An 18,200-nucleotide genomic window follows, 5' to 3' on the forward strand; every position below is an offset into this window, starting at 1 on the left:
TGAAACAAATAGCCGCTTACATTAATATGCGCGCCTCTTTACGGCAAGCCTTATGCTGATGTATAAGCCTCGCCACAATAATTTAGCTATGTATGGTGGCCTGCTTCGGGCAGGTTAGCGATGCAGCCTTAATATGAGGTATCCCATGAAAGACGGTATTCATCCTAAGTATGAAGAAATTACTGCAACGTGTTCTTGCGGTAACGTAATGAAAATTCGCTCAACGGTAGGTAAAGACCTTAACCTGGACGTTTGCTCACAGTGTCACCCATTCTACACGGGTAAACAGCGTAACGTTGACACCGGTGGCCGTGTTGACCGCTTCAAAAAGCGTTTTGGTGCGCTTGGTAAGAAGTAAGCACAAACAGGCGTGCAAGTCGAACACAAAAACCCATCCCAGTGATGGGTTTTTTTATGTCTGCAATAAAGCCTATATGAGGATTGTTTCTATTCAACATAAAAAGGAAATATGGACTGCCGGATTGGCTGTGATAGAGTGTTGAAAAAACAATAATAATACTAATAAAAAAGCATTAGCTGACGGAAACCCTGTTCCCTACACACATATAAAGGATAAGTCGACAATGTCAGATTTACGCCAAAGAGCGCTCGATTATCATGCAAAGCCCACCCCTGGAAAAATCCGGGTAGAGTTGTCTAAACCCGCGGAGAGTGTAGACGATCTAGCCCTTGCCTATAGCCCCGGCGTAGCAGAGCCGGTAAAAGAAATCGCGGATGACCCCGCAGCGGCCTATCAATATACCGCTAAGGGCAATTTAGTTGCCGTCATTAGTAACGGTACCGCTATACTCGGGCTTGGTAATCTTGGCCCTTTGGCTTCCAAGCCGGTAATGGAAGGCAAGGCCTTTTTATTCAAACGTTTTGCTGGCCTAGACGCCATAGATATCGAAGTTAAACATCGCACGACTGAAGAGTTTATCAACACTGTAGCGAATATTGCAGATACCTTTGGCGGCATTAATTTGGAAGATATCAAAGCGCCAGAATGCTTTGAAATAGAGCGAGCCTTGGTTGAGCGTTGTAAAGTCCCCGTGTTTCATGATGATCAACACGGCACCGCTATTGTAACAGCGGCGGGTATGTTGAATGCACTGGAAATTCAGGGTAAGAACCTAGAAGATGCCAAAATTGTATGCCTCGGTGCAGGTGCTGCTGCGGTCGCCTGTATGGAACTTCTTATCAAGTGTGGTGCGCAACGCGAGCGTATTTATATGCTAGATCGCAAGGGCGTAATCCATACTCGTAGAGACGACCTGACCGAGCATAAAATGCTATTCGCTAACAATACGGACAAACGCACACTGGACGATGTCATGGAGGGAGCAGATATCTTTGTCGGTGTATCGGGTCCCGACTTGTTACCACCTGAAACCTTAGCATTAATGGCCCCCAACCCGATTGTCTTTGCCTGTTCCAACCCGGATCCTGAAATAAGACCTGAGCTAGCACATGAGATTCGCGATGATTTGATTATGGCAACCGGGCGCTCAGACTACCCCAATCAAGTCAATAACGTGCTTTGCTTCCCCTTTATTTTCCGCGGTGCTTTAGATGTGAGAGCGTCGCAAATCAATGATGAGATGAAAGTTGCGGCTGTTGAAGCCATCCGTGCCGTATCGAAAGAACCAGTGCCAGAAGAGGTACTCAAGGCCAGTAAGTCTGATTCCCTAGTATTTGGAAAAGAATACATCATTCCCAAGCCCATGGACCCTCGGCTTTGCAGCCGGATAGCAACAGCGGTAGCGAAAGCGGCGATTGAATCGGGTGTTGCGGGGCTTGAGACCCCTCCAGACTACGCTTAAAAACGAGAGGGCGTTTATTCGCCCTCTGCATCCTTCTCGGGATCGAGGCCCATTTCCACCATAATCTCTCTTGCTGCAGATGGGATTCTGTGCGGGTTGTCCTTTTTAAGATCATCATCATTCGGTAAGGGCTGACCGGTAAACGCGTGTAAAAACGCCTCACAAAGTAATTCTGAATTAGTTGCGTGACGCAGATTATTGATTTGTCGCCGCGTTCGTTCGTCGGTGAGTACTTTTAGTACATTAATTGGAATGGAGACAGTGACTTTTTTGACCTGCTCACTTTTTTTCCCATGCTCCGCATAGGGATGAATATACTTTCCGTTCCATTCTGCCATTTAAAAAGCTCTTATTGTTGTGTGCGTTATACTTTAGGTGTGACCCCGAAAGGACTAAATTGTAAACAATGCCTGCAAAAGGTCAATTAAGCAGTATGAACTGCTTGACGTCTAGACATATATCGCTTAATTTAGACGTCTAAACGTCTAGAGGTATTTTATGGTTTCCTATGCGCAGGGCATTGACGCCCTCAACCAGTCAATTTCTGAGCTTCGTGATATCGATGTGTCATTTGAGTTCTTTCCGCCTAAAACCGAGGCAATGGAAACAACGCTCTGGAAATCCGTAGAGCGACTAGCTCCTTTGAAGCCAGCGTATATGTCAGTGACCTATGGTGCAAATAGCGGTGAACGGGATCGTACGCATGAGATTGTAAAACGTATTCAACAACAAACAGGCGTTGTTGCGGCTCCTCATCTTACTTGCATTGATGCTAGCCGCGATGAACTGGTTAACATTGCAAAGGATTATTGGGACTCAGGTATTCGCCGCATTGTGGCCTTACGCGGTGATTTGCCTCCCGGCACGACCGAAAAACCCGCTATGTATGCCAGTGACTTGGTGGAACTATTAAGAGACGTGGCCGATTTTGATATCTCTGTGGCAGCTTACCCAGAAAAGCACCCAGAGGCACCAAACAGCCAATTTGATTTGCTGAATTTAAAACGCAAAGCTGAAGCAGGCGCCACTGAGGCGATTTCTCAATTTTTCTTTGATGCTAGTGTATTTCTGCGTTTCCGTGACCGTGCCGCTGCCGCAGGTATTGATCTGGACATAGTGCCAGGCATATTACCGGTCACAAATTATCAGACCTTGTTGCGATTTGCCGGATTCACTAACGTGCATGTGCCCAGTTGGTTACATAAGCAATTTGAGGGTTTGGACGAGTCCGATCAGACTACTCGTAATTTGTTGGGTGCAAATATTGCTATGGACTTAGTCAAAGTGTTGGCCAAAGAAGGCGTAAAGCATTTTCATTTTTATACACTTAACCGCAGCGAGCTGAGTTACGCAATTTGTCATATGCTAGGTGTTCGCGCAACAGCTTGAACCTGCTCACAATCAGGATAAACTGGTGACTGAAGTACTACATAGGATAACATCATGCCGAACAGCGGCCTTCAGTCACTCGGTCAGGTAATAAACAAAGCGAAGTTAGATGCTTTGTTAAGGCGCTTTGTCTATCGCTGCAAACGCGACAAGATAACAGTCTCTGCCGGCCACCTCGCCTATGTTACCTTACTGTCTCTAGTGCCTTTTATCATGGTATTTTTCACCATATTGTCTGCATTCCCGGCAATCAAAGATGTGCGCTCGCAACTAGAGAACTTCATCTTCAACAACTTTGTTCCAGCAGCGGGAGATACCGTTCAACAATATATTGGTGATTTTGTCGGTAATGCCTCAGAGATGGGTGTTGTGGGTATTCTTTCTTTGCTTGCCGTTGCCTTACTACTCATTTCAAATATTGATAAAACGCTGAATCTCATTTGGCGCACACCTAGTGAAAGACCCCGCGTATATACGTTTGCGGTTTATTGGATGGTTATTACACTTGGCCCGTTACTCATGGGCTCGAGCGTCGCCGTTAGCTCTTATTTAACCGGTTTGGCAACCTTTGCTGAAGAGTACACACCAGGACTTGGCACTTTTATTTTAAAGCTTGTACCGGTCTTTACATCCTTGCTGGCATTTATCATTCTTTACACTATGGTACCGAACAAAAGGGTCAGACCGCGTTATGCCTTGATCGGGGCACTACTTGCCACATTGCTTTTTGAATTGTCTAAAAAAGGCTTTGCCCTATACGTGACCAGTTTTCCTTCCTATCAACTCATCTACGGTGCACTGGCCGTTGTGCCTATATTGTTTGTGTGGGTTTACCTATCCTGGATAGTCGTACTCGTCGGTGCTGAGTTTACCTGCAGCCTCGAAGAGGTGTGGGAAAATCCAGCCGCTGAGCACAAATAAAAAACGCATTTACAATACGCCATTGAGCGCTATTCCTAAACCGACCCGGGTTTGTTTGTGGTTATAGTCGATCATACTTTCACCATAACCGGTAAAGACAGTCGCATAGCCGTGGATTTTACCCCACAGCGGAAATGTTAGGCCGAGTTCAGCTGCACCTTTATGAGTGCTGAAGTTTCTTCTGCCGGTAAAACTAAGCTCCAGCGAATTCCAATTGTATACCATGCCCAGTTCATAGTGCCCCATGAAGTCATCAATATCAGGATTGTCATCCCCTTCCGCATCAAACTCAGAGGTTTTGGGATCTTCAGATAATCTCACCCAAGGACGCAGTGCCATTGCAAAATTGTCTTTTTCATACAAAAAACTAGCGTAAACACGATTCCAGCTTCTCGATAAGGCCTGACGCCTGCCATTTGATTGATGCTCTATGCCCACCATTACACTGGTGTTCCCCCCGAACGGCTGCCACCCTACTGGCGCAAAATAAAATAACTCGGGTTGATAATTGGTTTCTCTGAACGGTTTAGAGATGTCATCTGCATATATCTGCCACCACGCTTGTAATGTAAATCCAGCATATAAACCATCTCCGTCGATAAGTATTGAGCTTGCATTCAGTGGCACCTTTAAGCTTAGCTGATATTTTGCTTCCAAATCTTCTAGGTTGTCTGCAATACCATTTACCCCTTCATAGACCGTGCGGTTTATTTCGGTCGTGGAAATAGCCGGTAAGAAGTAATTCATTTTATGAGGAGTGATAACAAAGGGCTCGTGTTGCGTTTGACGCTCGCTGTTAATTCTTCTCGAAATAATGCCTGAACTATTGGTTGTTGATTGTGTAGTTTGCCTTTCAGTCTTCTCAATAGTGCATGCATCCCTCACATCCTTTAGGGTCATTGTGGCCTTCCCTTCATAAAAATAAGCAAGCACACACTCTTCAATCGGCGTATCAGCGAATGCGCCTGACGATAAAGACGACAGCAAAGTGAGAAAAAACAAGCAGCAAGAGTTAGTTTTCACGTTCATTGTTATTAGGAGCCGAAAGAAGCGAATAAAAAGGAGAATACATGATCACAGTCCATCTTGGCGATTACATAATTTATCAAATCGTTACGAATTTGCTGACAAATGAGCCTCTTTATTTCGTTTAAATAGAGCATGTTTAACAACATGGATAATTTCGCTATGAAAACATCATCTTTAATTAGTTGTGCAGCCACTCTTTGTTTGCTTTGCGCATGTAACGACAATGCCCTCCCGCCTATTGAGATACCTGAAACACCTCCCGAGGAAACCCTGTCTATCGAGGTCACTGATCAAGCTCTTGACGGTCAGGTAGTAAAGCAAGTCGTACCTTTGAGTTATGATCAAGACAGCCGCCATTCTCCTGACTATGCTGCAACCACTGAACGTGGTTTGTATTTACGCAAAGAGGGTCAATGGTTACTGTCAACGCCTGACACCTGGCATATCAGGCACTTTATTGCTGTGAATGAGGACTACTGGCTGATTAGCTATCTAAGCAAAGGCATAAACTACCTAGCTAAAAGCGTGGACAGAGGTTTGAACTGGGAAAACCAGCTCAATAATTTTGGTAGCAATGCTGCGCTTTCTGAAGCCACACAAGAGCCTTTATTTCGCATGACGACAAATGCAGATGGCAGTCGCTTGTATGCGGTAGGCACCTCAGTGCTAGCTGAGTCGTTGGACCACGGACAAACCTGGCAAGCACTCAGTGGTAACTGGGACAGTTTTGGTACGGGCATGTCGTCTATTCTATTTGTTGGCTCAAGCCCTGAAGATACTGCCTCGCACACCCTGTTTTATGGTGGCCAGGGGGCAATTGAACAACCTTTGCTGTTTCGCTTTGATGTGGTAGAAGCGAATGACGGCGCCTATTCAATCGGCGAGGCGATACAATTCGATGTGTCGGCGCAGGATCTATTACCCGCTCCAGCTGTTGTTGAAAAACTGCTCAAGCTTCCTTCTGGAGACACACATTTTTTGGCAACTGGTGAGGGTGGATTCATTAAAACAGAAGACAATGGCGAAAGCTGGATATCGCTTTCAGGTGATAAAGACTATCGATTCTACTTTGACATGCTAATCCACCCCGACGACCATAACTTTTGGGTGACCGCTGGATGGAAGAAGAACTTTGACACACATCAGCCACTTATTATTGAAGTGTCCAAAGATGCAGGTAAAACCTGGCAAACCCTGATCTGGGAGGGAGAAAATGAACAAGGTGTGTTTGGTGGCGTATGGAGCATGAGCTGGAAAGACACAGATACAAATACACTGCATCTTGGTACCTACCGAGGGGGTATATTTACAGTTAGAATCGATGACTAACTTATTAACTTACCGCTCACATTAGTCTGTCTGCATAGACTCAATAAATGCATTTGACTCTTTAATCGCAGCGTTCATCTCGTTAATCAGCAAATTTACATCGCGTTGAATGGAGGTCAACTCACCTTGTAACGCACCTATCGCACTCGCATTGAGATTGTGCTTAAGGTAAAGCACATTGTCATTAAGGGTTATGAGAACAGGTTGCATGCTCTTTTCTACTTTTCGCATGGATCGCATTAAACTTGCGTACTGTCGCTGAGTTTGTCTGAGTTGCTCTGCACTTTGACGTTTATAAGTAGCATTGGAAAAGGCTTCAAGCTCATCCTCCCACTCTGCGAACAGTGCTTCAGCAACACTTTCAACCTTATCAACGCGAGATGATACGTCTGCAGCTGCTGCCTGGCTCGCCTCATATTGGTCGCTTAATGCCTCGTAGATATCTTGTAACTCTCCGCCGTCAAATGCAATCAATGCTGAGAGCTCCTCCAATGCAGACGCAAATTGTTCTTGAGCTTCTTCCTGGCTTTCTTTCGCATTTTCAACACGGTCAACAAGAATATCTCGCTTCTCGACCCCTAACTTTTCCCACGCCGCATAATAGGCACTCTGACAGCCCATTAGCAGTAGCAGCATGCCCACTATCAGAGCGCTTTTTTTCATTAATCTGAACCCTTATACCTAGCGGCATTAATGATAGACCAAAGATGAAAAATTGCAGCAACCGGCCAGAAAATCCAAGTGACAATTAACACAGCACCTGTTGCAGCCAATGCATAGAGAGAGTAAGTGACAATAAAGAACAAAATGGCTGCCATAAAGCGGCCTTGCACTAATTGACCTAAACCCACGATAAAAATATTACAAACTGCGGCGATAACATTTCCGCCTGACCCTTGACCCGACATATAAACTCCACGTAATGTTTATGAGAAATAAACTAGAACAATTTCAGTCGGGATACAACGGCTTATATGCTTTATCCAGATATTGAACCGAATTCGACGCACACTTTGCCTGTATCAGGCGGCCATACTTTGTATTTTGAATTGTCAGGTAATCCCGAGGGTATACCTGTCATTTTTATACACGGAGGTCCTGGAGGCGCCTTACCTAAAGGGTATCAGCGTTTTTTTGATCCCAACCTCTATTTTGTTATTGGCTTTGACCAACGAGGATGTGGTCGCTCCGTCCCGTTCGGAAGCACGGAAAACAATACCACTACAGATTTGTTACATGATATTGCCGCGCTGAAACAACACCTCAACATTGACAAATGGGTCGTGTTTGGAGGTTCATGGGGCGCCACCATGGCCTTGTTAACAGCGATAGATGATCCTGCCAGTACATTAGCCGTGGTCCTAAGAGGAACTTTTTTGGCGCGTCAGTTTGATTTTGACTGGTTTATTTCACCCAATGGCGGTGCTGCGCAACTGTTTCCCGATTACTATGAACACTTTGTTGAACCGATTGGCAAACAAGCTAATACACATGATGTATGCGTGGCATTTTATAAACAACTCAAAGATACCAATGAGATACGCAGGGCTAATGCCATCCGTGCCTGGTATCAATGGGAGGAGCGCCTTAGCCGCCTGACACTGCCAGCAAATTACAGTGCAGCTCAACATACACCACTGAAGGAAATGACCAGCATGGCTCTGCTCGAATGCCACTATATACTCAACCGGTGTTTTATTGACGAAGGCTACATTCTTAATAACATAGATAAGATAGCCGCTATTCCTGGTATTATTGTGCATGGCAGATATGATGCTATATGTAGCACTGCAGGCGCTTTTGCACTGCACAAACAATGGCCAAACAGCCAGTTAAATATCATCCCAAATGCCGGCCACAGTACGGCAGAACCGGGTATTGCATCTGCTCTAGTTCAAGCAACGCGACAAGTCGCCAAGTTTTTAAAGCACACGGTATGAAATCATTAATTCAAAGAGTATCCGCTGCCAGTGTCACGGTAGACAATGAGGTTATCAGTGAAATTGGTTCCGGCTGCCTTATTCTATTGGGCGTTGAAAAACAGGATTCACACGACACCGCAAATAAGCTAGCTAAAAAAATTAGTCAGTTCCGTTTTTTCAATGACCAGGCAGGAAAGATGAATTTGGATATTCGCCAACACGGGGGCGAAATTCTGGTAGTATCTCAATTTACGCTGGTTGCTGATACCCAGCGAGGCAATCGCCCAGGCTTTTCCAAAGGCGCATCACCCGAGCAGGGCAGAGTGTTGTATCACGCTTTTATGGATGCTCTTTCAGCGCTTTCTATACCTGTGCAAGCCGGCCGATTTGGTGCCGATATGAAAGTAACTTTGGTCAACGATGGTCCAGTAACTTTTAATATTGATTGCTAACGAGCAGCAAACAAAAGAGATAAAAACACACGTGATAACAGCAAAAGCTCCAGATACGCCTGAACTTCTCGAAGCCTACTTTTACTTTCGTTGGTTACATCTAAGGGAACCTTGGAATTTTCCACCAGGTTCAGAAAAAGACGAATATGAACAAGTGAGTGAGCACAGGATCCTTATTGATGAGGAGCAACATATCATTGCCTGTGGCAGAGTGCATCTTAATACATCGGAAGAGGCTCAGATCCGGCACATAGCTGTTGCACCTGAATACCGTGGCCAAAGTTATGGACAAGCTATCCTAGCAGAACTGGAGCAAGTGGCGATGGATCTGGGTGCTGTTCGAGCGGTGACCAATAGCCGGGAAACGTCTATTGCCTTTTTTGAATCCTGTGGCTTTGAAATTGAACGAGAAGCGCCAAAAGAACTCGGCTCACTGAACCGCCAGCAAATGGTGAAACGCTTCGACGGTAAAAACAGTCCTTTGCGTCATCCAGACTGGTGTAATGAGCTACAGCAAACCTGGGAAGATACGATCCCGATTAGTCAACACATGGGCATCAAGCTAAAACGTTACACTGGCTACAGGCTTGAGGTTGCTGCATCATTAAACAAGAACGTAAACCTCCATGGCACCATGTTTGCCGGAAGTGTCTTCTCTCTAGCAACACTGACGGGTTGGGGCCTCATATTTCTTCAGTTAAAACGTCTGCAGCTAGAAGGTGAAATAGTACTGGGTGACGGCAATATTCATTACCACAAGCCGGTTACGCTGAAACCTTCTGCCGTCGCTGAACTCACTTCTTTAGAAGGCAGCTTTACCAAACTTGAAAAAGGCAAAAAATGCCCACTCACACTGACCGTAGAAGTACTTGACGATACGAAACCTGTGGCTGAATTTGTCGGCCAATACTGGATCTTACCGCCCAAGCGGAACACAAACAAAAAAGCCTAGGAAGTCCTAGGCTTTTCGTGATTTGCTTTCATTGTTACAGCATTGCAGCCTGTAACTTTTTCATGGCGTTCTTTTCAATTTGACGAACGCGCTCAGCGGAGACATTGTACTTATCAGCCAAATCCTGAAGCGTGGTTTTGTCATCAGCTAACCAACGCGTCTCGATAATGTGCTGACTTCTCTCGTCTAATGTTTTAAGTGCTGAATACAAACGTCTTGACGCATCAGCGTCCCAATCGTTATTGATGACTTCAGCCTCAACGTCTGTTGATTTGTCTTCTAAATACTGAACAGGTGCAAAACTTCCGTTTTCGTCATCATCGGCACTCAGGTCGAAAGCCTGATCCTGAGAACTCATTCTCGCTTCCATTTGCAGCACTTCTTTCGTGCTTACACCCAGTTCTTCGGCCACCGTTTGTACTTCAGCATGAGTAAACCAACCAAGGCGCTTTTTCGCCTTGCGCAGATTAAAAAACAGCTTGCGTTGAGCTTTGGTTGTGGCCACTTTAACGATACGCCAGTTCTTAAGAACGAATTCGTGTATTTCGGCTTTAATCCAATGCACGGCAAAACTGACCAAACGTACACCTACGGTTGGGTCGAAACGCTTCACGGCTTTCATCAGACCAATGTTACCTTCTTGAATAAGGTCTGCTTGGGGTAGCCCATATCCGCTGTAAGACTTTGCTATATGGACAACGAATCGCAAATGCGACATAACCAGCTTTCGTGCTGACTCGATATCATCTTCGGCACGAAGCTTCTCCGCCAAGGCCTTTTCTTCCTCGGCTGACAACATCTCGATACCACTGACGGCTTGAATATACGTTTCCAAGCTTCCGCTTTGTGGTACCGCAAGGGCCATTGCTGTGTTGCTCATAATTTACCTCAAAATTGCAAGTCGCTTAATATAGCAAACTGCTTTTAAAAGTTCGAGAATTTCAAACTAGAATAGCTCACATCGAGTTGATATGGGTATTCACCTATCTTATTTCAAGACCGTCTCAACGAAAAAAAACTTTCGTTTGACACAACGATTAACTCTTTCTACGTTTTAGAGTATGAAGTAGTTTTCTAATCTGGAGATATTCAGCGAATGTTCGCATACGTGGCGCGGCAGCCTATTTTTGATGTAAATAAAGAAGTGTTCGCCTACGAATTGCTGTTCAGAGATGGGAAAAGCAATTGTTTTCCGGATATTGAACCCGATGAGGCTACCTCAAAAATCATCGCTGATAGCCATTTGTCTTTTGGCATAGAAGAAATAACGAATGGAAAATTGGCGTTTATTAATTTTCACCAAAATACGTTACTTTATCGATTCCCCACCTCTCTTGACCCTAAAACCACCATCGTGGAAATCGTTGAAACTGTCAACGTTGACCCTGAATTGATAAAAGCCTGTAAGCATATCAGAGGCTTGGGCTATAAATTAGCACTGGATGACTATGACGGTAGCGGCCAGTGGGACGCCTTCTTACCGTTTACCAGTATCATAAAATTTGAAGTCGATGCTTTTGACGATGTACTCATGGAATCCATGGTTAGCGATCTTAAGAGCAAACGCACACAACTTGTTATTGAACGCGTAGAAACCATGGAACAGTTTGAACGTTACAAAGCCATGGGTTTTGACTATTTCCAAGGGTATTTTCTTGCTCGGCCTGAAATTATCAGGCACAAGAAGATTGGCGCGTCGACATTAGCCATGATGGATTTATTGTCGGAAACCGCTGTCTCACCGTTGAATTTTGAAAAAATAAATGGGATTTTTGAAAGAGACGCTGCGTTAACTTACAAATTACTGCGTTTCATCAATAACCCCATATTTGATAAAAGCCATAAAATCACGTCATTAAGACACGCCTTTAACTACATGGGCGAAATTGAGTTAAAAAAATTCATCGCATTACTGGCTTTAGCTAACTTAAGCGAATCGGAGCCTCAGGAGCTGATGGTAATGTCATTAGTCAGAGCCAAGTTTTGTGAGATTACTATGAAGTTTGTCAGTCAGGGCGAAGATACCATCGCGGGCTTTCTGACTGGCTTGTTGTCTCTTATGGACACGCTTACCGGCCAGGAAATGACAACAATTATCGGCAAAATTCCCATCGACCAATCGGTAAAAAATGCGCTATGCGGAGAAGATGGGGAACTCAAGGACTGCCTGATGTTTGTAAAAGCCTTTGAGAACGCACACTGGAATTCAGTGAAGTCTATCGCGTCACCCTACCCCATAAAACAAACACAACTGCACGCTATTTATATAGAGTCTGTAAAATGGGCCAACGCACTGAGCCAAACTGATTAACCTGAATTCATGGACCAAAGGGTTTGATTAGCGTAGAGTCTAAGGTTAATTGTAGATTCAATTGATTTATTGTACTTATGTTTGCTTTTATCGCTCGAGAGCCAATTTTAGATCGCGAAAAGGATGTTTTTGCCTACGAGCTTCTTTTCCGAGACGGTAATGGTGGTGCTTACCCTGAGCACAATCCTAAACGCAGCCAACAAATAGCCGAAAAGTTCTATGCTCTTGGCCTGGATGATATTAGTGGTGAAAAAGCCTCCTTTATCAACTTTAGCCCAAAGACTTTGATTGAAGGGCTGCCTAGTACGCTTAACCCTGAATCCGTCATCATTGAATTGGCCGATAACCCTGCGACAGATTCTGGTTTGATGGACGCCTGTAAGCACATCAAAAATTTGGGTTTCAAAATTGCTGTCGATGATCCCCTTTTGATGAGCTCACAACATGCCATCTTTCCACTCATCGACATTGTGAAAGTGGATGTTACAAAAACGAATTACGAGCAAATTCATAAGTCACTACCGCGATTCCTAGACGCAAAAGTGCAACTGGTTGCGGAGCATGTTCGCTCTCACGATGACTTTGTCACCTGCCGCGATTTGGGGTTTGATTTCTTCCAAGGCTATTTTTTCGCAGAACCAACAGAGCGCGTACAACGTCATCTTCCTGCTTCCAAAATGAATTTGGTTGATCTGATGGGCGAAAGCTCGAATGCCACCTTCAATCTTGAGCGTATTAATCAAATTATTGAACGCGACGCAGCGCTGTCCTTTTTACTGCTTAAGTTTATAAATAACCCAACGATTAATAAACGCTATAAAATCACATCACTGAGACACGCCCTAAATTACATGGGTGAGGTCGAAATTAAGAAGTTTATTGCGTTATTGTCCTTGGCCAATTTAAGTGATGACAAGCCCATAGAGCTTATTCACATGTCATTGGTCCGAGCGAAGTTTTTTGATTTGCTATCACAAACACGCAAGCAATCGCAAAATCCGCCTATGGGTTTTCTGGTTGGACTGTTTTCTCTTTTAGAGGCCCTGCTTGACCAGTCTATGACAGATATTCTCGCGCAAATACCACTCATTGACGAAGTAAAAGATGCCTTAGAAGGTAAAAATGAAGAGTTCAATGCGTACTTATCTGTGGCTAAAGCTTTTGAAAGTGCAATTTGGCTAACTATTATCAAGCAGTCTCGTGCGCTGGGGATTGACCAAAAAGAGCTGCACAGCCTGTACAACCAGGCCATTGTATGGGGTAATGGTGTGCGACAAAGCATCTCTGCTTACTTCCCTCGACGTAAAACAGAAGACTGAGAGAGCCTTACCTTTAACTAGGCTCTATCTCTCTTACATGTCTTTGAACAGATATTGCTGAGCCGATCACGCCCAGCAGTATCGACAATCCCAATAAGACAAACAATGCCGTGCTGGTTAAACCGGTAATATGAAATTGCTTCTCATACAAATTGGCAAATTGTTGAATGCTGTTGTCCATCCACCACAAAATGAGAATAATGGCCACCCAAGCTAACATGCCACCGAGAAAGCCATACCAGAACCCGGTGTACAAAAAGGGACGGTGAATAAAAGCATCGGTTGCCCCTACCAGCTTCATGACCAAAATCTCATCCCGTTTGCTCAATATGTTAAGCCGAATGGTATTACCAATAATCAACACAACCGAAACAAACAATAGTGCACCGATAAGCATGACCAGATCTCTGGCGATATTGACCACCGCATATAATCGCTCCAGCCACTCTACGTCGAGCTTTCCAACATCTACTTCACGTTGCGAAGTCAGTTTATTTAACAGTTCTCTAGCAGGTGCCGGAGCACTGGCTTCAACTGAAGGCGACACCAGCACTACGTCTGGTAGAGGGTTATCAGGTAAATAGGCCAACGCATCACCCAGACCTGACAAACTTTTGAATTCCGTTAGCGCATCATCAGCAGGAATAAAGACCACGCTGTCTATCTCCGGCCAGGCACTCAAACGAGCAACCAGTTGCTGCGCAGCAACAGCCGAGGTTGTATCCTTCAAGAATAGCGAGATCTCTGCCGCCTGGTCCCAGCCTGTCGTCATCTTTTCGATATTTTTAACCATGATATACAGGGTACCTGGGAGCGTGATACTCAACCCAAGCACGGCCACTGTCATCAAACTGGCTGTAGGTTGACGCCACAGTTCACCTAGGCTGCCCACGGCCTGACGAACGTGACTCACAAAAAACATAAACACACGCTGCACTAAACCGACTTTGCGGCTACCTGATGCCTGTTTGCGCTGTGAGAAAAGAATGCTCATAGCATATCGCCCTCAGACTCGGTCAGTCCGTCTGTAATCATCCTGCCTCTGCGCAGCGTAAGAGTACGATAGCGCATTCTGGCAATGAGCCCTAGGTCGTGGGTTGCAATAAGTACAGACACACCAGCTCGATTAAACTCTTCAAATAGCTTAATTATTTCCATTGAAAGCTTGGGGTCTAAATTACCGGTCGGCTCATCGGCCAGTAAAATAGGGGGCTTATTGACGACAGCTCTGGCAATACCAATTCGCTGTTGTTCACCGCCAGACAACATCATAGGAAAATACTTGGCTTTGTCATGCAGCCCAACCATTTCAAGTGCGGCCATGACGCGTTTGTTTATCTCTTTATGTGTATAGCCTTCTATCACTAAAGGCAACGCCACATTGTCGAATGCGGTTTTATCCATCAACAACTGATGGGATTGAAAAATCATACCGATATCTCGCCTAATATAGGCGATTTGTCGACGAGTAATCGTATTAAGGTCGTGGCCGTTAATAAGTACTTTGCCAACACTGGGGCGTTCCATAATACTGATTAGCTTGAGTAATGTGCTTTTTCCTGCTCCCGAGTGCCCTGTCAAAAAGGCCATTTCTCCCGGTGCGATGTGAAAGTTTACTTTCACCAGGGCCTGCTGGCCCCCAGGATAAGTTTTACTGACCTCTTCAAAGCTGATCACGTGTGCTACTCAGCTTGGGTACTTTCGCTAAATAATGCGTGAATAAAATCTTCACTATTAAAGGTTTGCAGGTCATCAATCCCTTCACCAACACCAATATATCGAATGGGTAACTGCATCTTATCAGCAACTGCGAAAATAACACCCCCCTTCGCAGTGCCGTCTAATTTAGTTAGGGTAATGCCTGTTAATCCAACAGCCTCATTGAATAGACTCGCCTGACTAATTGCATTTTGGCCTGTTCCTGCATCGACTGTTAACATAATTTCATGGGGGGCATCAGGATGGATTTTCTTCATCACGCGAACGACCTTGCGTAATTCTTCCATTAAATGCTCCTTATTTTGCAAACGTCCTGCCGTATCGGCAATAAGGATGTCTGCCTGCCTAGCTTTGGCTGCTTCCACCGCATCAAACAGTACTGACGCACTGTCTGCACCAGTGTGTTGGGCAATAACAGGTATATCATTTCTTTCGCCCCACACTTGCAGTTGTTCTACCGCAGCCGCTCTGAAAGTATCACCCGCTGCCAGCATGACTTTTTTGCCCCTAGCCTGAAATTGCTTCGCCATTTTGCCTATTGTGGTGGTTTTCCCTACGCCATTCACGCCTACCATAAGAATAACAAAAGGCCCATTCGCGCGACTGTCGTGTTGTTCAATTTGGGTCCACAAAGGCTTTTCCACCTCGTGTAGCATATCTCCCATTTGCTGTTTTAACTCTGTAAACAGCGCATCACCGTCTTTCAGCTGGGCCCTTTTGACGCTGTCGATCAACTGTTGAATAATCTTTTGCGTGGTATCCATACCTACGTCGGCAATGAGCAGTTGCGTTTCAAGCTCTTCATACAGGTCGTCATCAATTTTTTTGCCACGAAATAAGGACGAAAACCCGCTCCCGATTGAGGTTTTAGTGCGCGACAAAGAAGCCTTTAAACGCCCAAAGAATGATGTCTTTCCTGTCTCCTCACCCTCTTGTGATAAAGACTCACCCGTGGTCACAGCCTCCTTTGCCTTTGCAGGCTCAACAATGGCCTCTTGAGACGCTTCAGCTGTTCCAGCTTCCCCCTCACTCGGGGCAGGCATGTGTTCAGCCTGTGTTTCGACAGCGTCTTCTGTATGTTGCTCAACAGCCTGTTCTTCAGTGGCAGTGGTTTGGGTAGATTTTTCTTTGTTAAACCATTTAAAAAGTTTCGACATAGTCGCAGGGAACCTTGATATAGTAGGCAATAGTAATTAATGCAAAAGTGAATGATAACATTGTCCCGTCCAAGGAATCGAGCCTCAGGTCAAGTACGTATTATCGGTGGTCAATGGCGCGGTAGGAAATTGCCCGTTTTAGACAGCGAAGGCCTTCGCCCCACAACTGATCGCACAAGAGAAACCCTGTTTAACTGGCTCATGAATGATATTAGAGGAACCCAATGTCTGGACGCTTTTGCTGGTAGCGCGAGCCTTGGTTTTGAGGCCTTATCACGTGGTGCAGCGAGTTTGACCTTCATTGAGTTTGATAAAAATACAGCAAAACAAATTAAGCACAATTGTCAAACACTCGCGATATCAAGTAAGGTGCTCCAAGGCGATGCGCTTAGCTTGCTAAGCAATTTTAACGAGCAATTCGACGTCATTTTTGCTGACCCGCCTTTTGGAAAGGGTTTGCTTATTCCATTTGTCGAAAAAGTGTTGTCAGAGAGAAAACTGGCACAAGGTGGCTGGCTATATATTGAGCACGAGTCCAGCCTTTCTGTGCCTGACTGGCCGGAATTGATCAAACACCGAGAAAAGACAGCCGGACAGTTTACCTACGCGCTGTATTACTTAACTAGTCAGTGAGTGCTTCTATTATTCCAGCTCAACACCTATATTTGTTATCTGTGCTTCACCAGCAAGCTCCCTCGCTTTTCTGGCCGTATCTTTGTTAGGTGGAGCATCTTTAATCAACGCGAGCAGAGCTTGCTGCACCTCAATTTCAAACTGCATCAACGCATGCGTTTTAATTTCTTCCTCCGTAAGGTTTTCACTCATTAGCAAACTGGCTTCGACACCGCCCTGAGAGAGCTTGCTAACAACTACCGCACCTTGATCATCGTCTCCTGCAATTAAATTAAGCGCTGCCACCATTGCCATACAGGCGTCATTCGCCGGATACACACCAAACATATCAAACGCGGCGATATCGGGAGCAGCCTCCTCAACTTTCTCACGTTGTAGTGAAAAGTTTATTTTGCTCTTTGGCGAAGACAAGCGTTCCCAAATAAGTGACAGAACATTGCTTAAGAGGGTTGGGCTTTCTTGCTCTGTGAGCTCTGCAAATAAGGTATAATTTGGTACCATGCGACTAAGCAAAGCCGCACAAAAACATTCAGCATGCCAGCCTTTCAACTCCCGAACTTGGGCAAAGGTTGTGAGTTTTGTCATTATTATCCCATTGACGTCTAATTTATCCGGCTGTCGTCGTGGCTATGTAATTGCCGACACCATCGAGCAGCATTTGTATTGCTATCATAATGAGTATCATACCCATAAGTCTTTCCACCGCTGCCAAGCCTTTTTCTCCCAGTAACCGGTGAAATGCCCCTGAGAAAAACAATATAACTGCACTCACTGCCCATGCCGCACCTAGGGCAATTGCCCAGTCAGTCATTCTGTCAGGGTGTTGATTTGAAAGCAGAATTAAGGCCGCCAATGTTGATGGCCCCGCTATCAAAGGAATTGCCAAGGGCACAATAAATGGCTCTTCACCCACAGCGACGCCTGACGGGTTTCCAGCTTGTGGGAAAATCATCCTGATCGCAATCAGAAACAGTATAATACCACCCGCGATGCTAACACTTTCCTGACGCACGTTAAGGAAATCCAACACGGCTTGTCCGCTGTACAAAAATATAAATAAAATGATCAGAGCCAGCAGTAATTCCCTGACCAAAATGAACCGTCGTCTGCGCGGCTCAATACTTTTGAGAACCGACATAAATATGGGCAAATTACCCAGTGGATCCATGATCAAAATCAACATCACAGCCGCCGACCAAATATCCATAGTGCCCAAAACCTAGTAACTTGTTTGCAAAAACAGT

General features: G+C 45.1%; 20 protein-coding genes and 1 pseudogene. 11 read left to right on the forward strand and 10 right to left on the reverse strand.

Annotated features, from left to right (window positions below; all coding sequences use genetic code 11):
• Positions 1-145 precede the first annotated feature (145 nt).
• Together rpmE and DRW07_RS17955 are read left to right on the forward strand one after the other, a co-directional pair.
• Positions 146-358 carry a 50S ribosomal protein L31 gene (gene rpmE, locus DRW07_RS17950; protein ID WP_124029333.1) on the forward strand — a complete coding sequence of 71 codons (213 nt, stop codon included), beginning with the start codon at positions 146-148 and terminating at the stop codon, positions 356-358.
• A 226-nt stretch (positions 359-584) separates the two neighbouring features.
• Positions 585-1,823 (forward strand): malic enzyme-like NAD(P)-binding protein, encoded by a 1,239-nt coding sequence (locus DRW07_RS17955; protein ID WP_124029334.1) that lies wholly within the window; start codon positions 585-587, stop codon positions 1,821-1,823.
• A 14-nt stretch (positions 1,824-1,837) separates the two neighbouring features.
• On the opposite strand, the gene metJ is transcribed toward DRW07_RS17955, so the two are convergent.
• A complete protein-coding gene (gene metJ / locus DRW07_RS17960) occupies positions 1,838-2,161 on the reverse strand; it encodes a met regulon transcriptional regulator MetJ (RefSeq protein ID WP_124029335.1) in 324 nt (107 codons plus the stop codon).
• Between the two features lie 160 nt (positions 2,162-2,321).
• On the opposite strand from metJ, the gene metF reads away from it, so the two are divergent.
• Together metF and DRW07_RS17970 are read left to right on the forward strand one after the other, a co-directional pair.
• Positions 2,322-3,212, forward strand: coding sequence for a methylenetetrahydrofolate reductase (gene metF / locus DRW07_RS17965; protein WP_124029336.1), 891 nt, complete (start codon positions 2,322-2,324; stop codon positions 3,210-3,212).
• 54 nt (positions 3,213-3,266) lie between these two features.
• Complete coding sequence (locus tag DRW07_RS17970) at positions 3,267-4,133, forward strand: virulence factor BrkB family protein (protein ID WP_124029337.1); 867 nt, start codon at positions 3,267-3,269, stop codon at positions 4,131-4,133.
• 9 nt (positions 4,134-4,142) lie between these two features.
• Here the strand turns inward: DRW07_RS17970 and DRW07_RS17975 are convergent, their stop codons facing one another.
• Entirely contained in the window at positions 4,143-5,156 is a 1,014-nt protein-coding gene (locus tag DRW07_RS17975; protein WP_240630734.1) for a phospholipase A, read from the reverse strand.
• A gap of 165 nt (positions 5,157-5,321) precedes the next feature.
• On the opposite strand from DRW07_RS17975, the gene DRW07_RS17980 reads away from it, so the two are divergent.
• Positions 5,322-6,491 carry a WD40/YVTN/BNR-like repeat-containing protein gene (locus tag DRW07_RS17980; protein WP_124029339.1) on the forward strand — a complete coding sequence of 390 codons (1,170 nt, stop codon included), beginning with the start codon at positions 5,322-5,324 and terminating at the stop codon, positions 6,489-6,491.
• A 21-nt stretch (positions 6,492-6,512) separates the two neighbouring features.
• On the opposite strand, the gene DRW07_RS17985 is transcribed toward DRW07_RS17980, so the two are convergent.
• Positions 6,513-7,154 carry a DUF2959 domain-containing protein gene (locus DRW07_RS17985; RefSeq protein WP_124029340.1) on the reverse strand — a complete coding sequence of 214 codons (642 nt, stop codon included), beginning with the start codon at positions 7,152-7,154 and terminating at the stop codon, positions 6,513-6,515.
• Positions 7,154-7,399, reverse strand: a complete 246-nt coding sequence (locus DRW07_RS17990) for a hypothetical protein (protein WP_124029341.1) — start codon at positions 7,397-7,399, stop codon at positions 7,154-7,156. Before DRW07_RS17990 ends, DRW07_RS17985 begins: the two co-directional genes overlap by 1 nt.
• A 66-nt stretch (positions 7,400-7,465) precedes the next feature.
• Between DRW07_RS17990 and pip the strand changes: the two genes are divergently transcribed.
• From pip to DRW07_RS18005, 3 genes are read left to right on the forward strand one after another with little or no spacing between them, the layout of a single operon-like run.
• Positions 7,466-8,431: a prolyl aminopeptidase gene (pip, locus tag DRW07_RS17995; protein ID WP_124029342.1), complete on the forward strand. Its 966-nt coding sequence runs from the start codon at positions 7,466-7,468 to the stop codon at positions 8,429-8,431.
• Entirely contained in the window at positions 8,428-8,865 is a 438-nt protein-coding gene (gene dtd / locus DRW07_RS18000; RefSeq protein WP_124029343.1) for a D-aminoacyl-tRNA deacylase, read from the forward strand. Before pip ends, dtd begins: the two co-directional genes overlap by 4 nt.
• A 31-nt stretch (positions 8,866-8,896) precedes the next feature.
• On the forward strand, positions 8,897-9,817 hold the full coding sequence (locus DRW07_RS18005; protein ID WP_124029344.1) for a bifunctional GNAT family N-acetyltransferase/hotdog fold thioesterase: 921 nt from the start codon (positions 8,897-8,899) through the stop codon (positions 9,815-9,817).
• 34 nt (positions 9,818-9,851) lie between these two features.
• On the opposite strand, the gene rpoH is transcribed toward DRW07_RS18005, so the two are convergent.
• Positions 9,852-10,697: an RNA polymerase sigma factor RpoH gene (rpoH, locus tag DRW07_RS18010; protein ID WP_124029345.1), complete on the reverse strand. Its 846-nt coding sequence runs from the start codon at positions 10,695-10,697 to the stop codon at positions 9,852-9,854.
• 216 nt (positions 10,698-10,913) lie between these two features.
• Here rpoH and DRW07_RS18015 point away from each other — a divergent pair, with 216 nt between their 5' ends.
• Together DRW07_RS18015 and DRW07_RS18020 are read left to right on the forward strand one after the other, a co-directional pair.
• Positions 10,914-12,128, forward strand: a complete 1,215-nt coding sequence (locus DRW07_RS18015) for an EAL and HDOD domain-containing protein (protein WP_124029346.1) — start codon at positions 10,914-10,916, stop codon at positions 12,126-12,128.
• 77 nt (positions 12,129-12,205) lie between these two features.
• Positions 12,206-13,447, forward strand: a complete 1,242-nt coding sequence (locus DRW07_RS18020; RefSeq protein ID WP_124029347.1) for an EAL and HDOD domain-containing protein — start codon at positions 12,206-12,208, stop codon at positions 13,445-13,447.
• Positions 13,448-13,460: 13 nt separating this feature from the next.
• Here DRW07_RS18020 and ftsX read toward each other — a convergent pair whose 3' ends face one another.
• The 3 genes and pseudogenes from ftsX to ftsY form a co-directional block, all read right to left on the reverse strand.
• Entirely contained in the window at positions 13,461-14,441 is a 981-nt protein-coding gene (gene ftsX / locus DRW07_RS18025; protein ID WP_124029348.1) for a permease-like cell division protein FtsX, read from the reverse strand.
• Complete coding sequence (ftsE, locus tag DRW07_RS18030) at positions 14,438-15,124, reverse strand: cell division ATP-binding protein FtsE (RefSeq protein ID WP_124029349.1); 687 nt, start codon at positions 15,122-15,124, stop codon at positions 14,438-14,440. The genes ftsX and ftsE overlap by 4 nt, the downstream gene beginning before the upstream one ends.
• A gap of 5 nt (positions 15,125-15,129) precedes the next feature.
• Positions 15,130-16,071, reverse strand: a pseudogene (gene ftsY / locus DRW07_RS18035) (signal recognition particle-docking protein FtsY); the annotation flags it as partial.
• A 303-nt stretch (positions 16,072-16,374) separates the two neighbouring features.
• Here ftsY and rsmD point away from each other — a divergent pair.
• Positions 16,375-16,956 (forward strand): 16S rRNA (guanine(966)-N(2))-methyltransferase RsmD, encoded by a 582-nt coding sequence (gene rsmD, locus DRW07_RS18040; RefSeq protein ID WP_124029351.1) that lies wholly within the window; start codon positions 16,375-16,377, stop codon positions 16,954-16,956.
• 9 nt (positions 16,957-16,965) lie between these two features.
• Here the strand turns inward: rsmD and DRW07_RS18045 are convergent, their stop codons facing one another.
• Together DRW07_RS18045 and DRW07_RS18050 are read right to left on the reverse strand one after the other, a co-directional pair.
• A complete protein-coding gene (locus DRW07_RS18045) occupies positions 16,966-17,547 on the reverse strand; it encodes a YjaG family protein (RefSeq protein WP_124029352.1) in 582 nt (193 codons plus the stop codon).
• Between the two features lie 16 nt (positions 17,548-17,563).
• On the reverse strand, positions 17,564-18,163 hold the full coding sequence (locus DRW07_RS18050) for a YhgN family NAAT transporter (protein ID WP_124029353.1): 600 nt from the start codon (positions 18,161-18,163) through the stop codon (positions 17,564-17,566).
• Positions 18,164-18,200 lie beyond the last annotated feature (37 nt).

The sequence above is a fragment of the Paralteromonas sediminis genome (genome assembly GCF_003820355.1).
Lineage (GTDB): Bacteria > Pseudomonadota > Gammaproteobacteria > Enterobacterales > Alteromonadaceae > Alteromonas_F > Alteromonas_F sediminis.

Bases quoted from the DNA above. Each gene is read 5' to 3' on its own strand.
- rpmE (WP_124029333.1), top strand. From the start codon at position 146: ATGAAAGACGGTATTCATCCTAAGTATGAAGAAATTACTGCAACGTGT.
- DRW07_RS17955 (WP_124029334.1), top strand. From the start codon at position 585: ATGTCAGATTTACGCCAAAGAGCGCTCGATTATCATGCAAAGCCCACC.
- metJ (WP_124029335.1), bottom strand. From the start codon at position 2,161: ATGGCAGAATGGAACGGAAAGTATATTCATCCCTATGCGGAGCATGGG.
- metF (WP_124029336.1), top strand. From the start codon at position 2,322: ATGGTTTCCTATGCGCAGGGCATTGACGCCCTCAACCAGTCAATTTCT.
- DRW07_RS17970 (WP_124029337.1), top strand. From the start codon at position 3,267: ATGCCGAACAGCGGCCTTCAGTCACTCGGTCAGGTAATAAACAAAGCG.
- DRW07_RS17980 (WP_124029339.1), top strand. From the start codon at position 5,322: ATGAAAACATCATCTTTAATTAGTTGTGCAGCCACTCTTTGTTTGCTT.
- DRW07_RS17985 (WP_124029340.1), bottom strand. From the start codon at position 7,154: ATGAAAAAAAGCGCTCTGATAGTGGGCATGCTGCTACTGCTAATGGGC.
- DRW07_RS17990 (WP_124029341.1), bottom strand. From the start codon at position 7,399: ATGTCGGGTCAAGGGTCAGGCGGAAATGTTATCGCCGCAGTTTGTAAT.
- pip (WP_124029342.1), top strand. From the start codon at position 7,466: ATGCTTTATCCAGATATTGAACCGAATTCGACGCACACTTTGCCTGTA.
- dtd (WP_124029343.1), top strand. From the start codon at position 8,428: ATGAAATCATTAATTCAAAGAGTATCCGCTGCCAGTGTCACGGTAGAC.
- rpoH (WP_124029345.1), bottom strand. From the start codon at position 10,697: ATGAGCAACACAGCAATGGCCCTTGCGGTACCACAAAGCGGAAGCTTG.
- DRW07_RS18015 (WP_124029346.1), top strand. From the start codon at position 10,914: ATGTTCGCATACGTGGCGCGGCAGCCTATTTTTGATGTAAATAAAGAA.
- DRW07_RS18020 (WP_124029347.1), top strand. From the start codon at position 12,206: ATGTTTGCTTTTATCGCTCGAGAGCCAATTTTAGATCGCGAAAAGGAT.
- ftsX (WP_124029348.1), bottom strand. From the start codon at position 14,441: ATGAGCATTCTTTTCTCACAGCGCAAACAGGCATCAGGTAGCCGCAAA.
- rsmD (WP_124029351.1), top strand. From the start codon at position 16,375: ATGATAACATTGTCCCGTCCAAGGAATCGAGCCTCAGGTCAAGTACGT.
- DRW07_RS18050 (WP_124029353.1), bottom strand. From the start codon at position 18,163: ATGGATATTTGGTCGGCGGCTGTGATGTTGATTTTGATCATGGATCCA.